Genomic DNA, 1,197 nt, shown 5'->3' on the forward strand with positions numbered 1-1,197 from the left:
TATGACGACAGAAAACGGCAAAAAAGAAGCCCTTGCGATTGCTAAGCAATCTGGCGTTGAGATTGTCGGTATCATGACGCACTTCCCGAATTACAACGCAGAAGAAGTACGCGCGAAACTTGGCTCATTCAAAGAAAGCTCGGCATGGCTAATTGAAGAAGCGGATCTAAAACGTGAAGACATTCTTCTGCACGTAGCAAACTCGTACACAGCGCTCAACGTACCAGAAGCTCAACTTGATATGGTTCGTCCTGGTGGTGTGCTTTACGGTGATCTACCAACTAACCTTGAATACCCTTCTATCGTGTCTTTCAAAACACGCGTAGCATCACTGCACCACCTACCGAAAAACAGCACTGTGGGTTACGACAGCAGCTTTACAACCACTAAAGAAAGCGTAATGGCGAACCTTCCTGTCGGTTACTCTGACGGTTACCCAAGAAAAATGGGCAATACGGCAGACGTGCTGATCAATGGTCAACGTGCAAAAGTGGTTGGAGTAACGTCAATGAATACAACAATGATCGCCGTTTCCGATATCAAAGGCGTGAAGCCGGGTTCTGAGGTCGTTCTGTTCGGCAACCAAAAATCTCAAACCATCAATGCCGCAGAAATCGAGAAGAACGCCGACGTGATCTTCCCAGAACTTTACACCATTTGGGGCACATCAAACCCTCGCGTGTACGTGAAGTAATCTTACGACTTCCTTTTTAAACACTTCCTAACTCAAAGCGAGCTTCGTGCTCGCTTTCTTTTTTCGCTCAAAAAGCCCTGAAACACCGATAACGTTAATGTCATCTTGTTGTCTGCGATGAAAACCACATTCTGGTTGTGTTTGAAAGCCCATCCAATTGATGTTAAATATGCAGTTTACAAAATCACAACAATACCCATTTGGGGCTTCTCCCGACTTTGCTGCCGGCTAGGTACATTTATGACAGAAAATACATCCTCTTTTCCTCGATCTTCTGGGGAGCTACATGAGTTCACTCGGGCTGACGTCTGGGGTGGATTTACTCAGCTTTTACCGCTTTCCTTTTTTGTGGTGGTCTTTGGTCTCGCCTTTGGGGTTGCTGCGGTGCAAACCGGTTTAGACGCCTTTCCGACTCTTTTAATGAGTACGCTTGTCTTTGCTGGTGCGTCTCAGTTTGCCACATTAGAAATGTGGGGAGCTGAAGTACCACTTGTACCGGTTTT

The 1,197-nt window shown here is 46.2% G+C and carries 2 protein-coding genes; both read left to right on the forward strand.

Annotated features, from left to right (window positions below; translation table 11 throughout):
* On the forward strand, positions 1-694 hold a 694-nt coding region (locus R7F07_RS25115), incomplete at its 5' end, for an alanine racemase (RefSeq protein WP_318110652.1).
* Between the two features lie 105 nt (positions 695-799).
* Positions 800-1,197 (forward strand): AzlC family ABC transporter permease (locus R7F07_RS25120; RefSeq protein WP_318110654.1); only part of this gene is annotated, 398 nt, incomplete at its 3' end.

Origin of the sequence: Vibrio sp. YT-16 (genome assembly GCF_033337405.1) — a bacterium.
GTDB classification, from domain to species: domain Bacteria; phylum Pseudomonadota; class Gammaproteobacteria; order Enterobacterales; family Vibrionaceae; genus Vibrio; species Vibrio alginolyticus.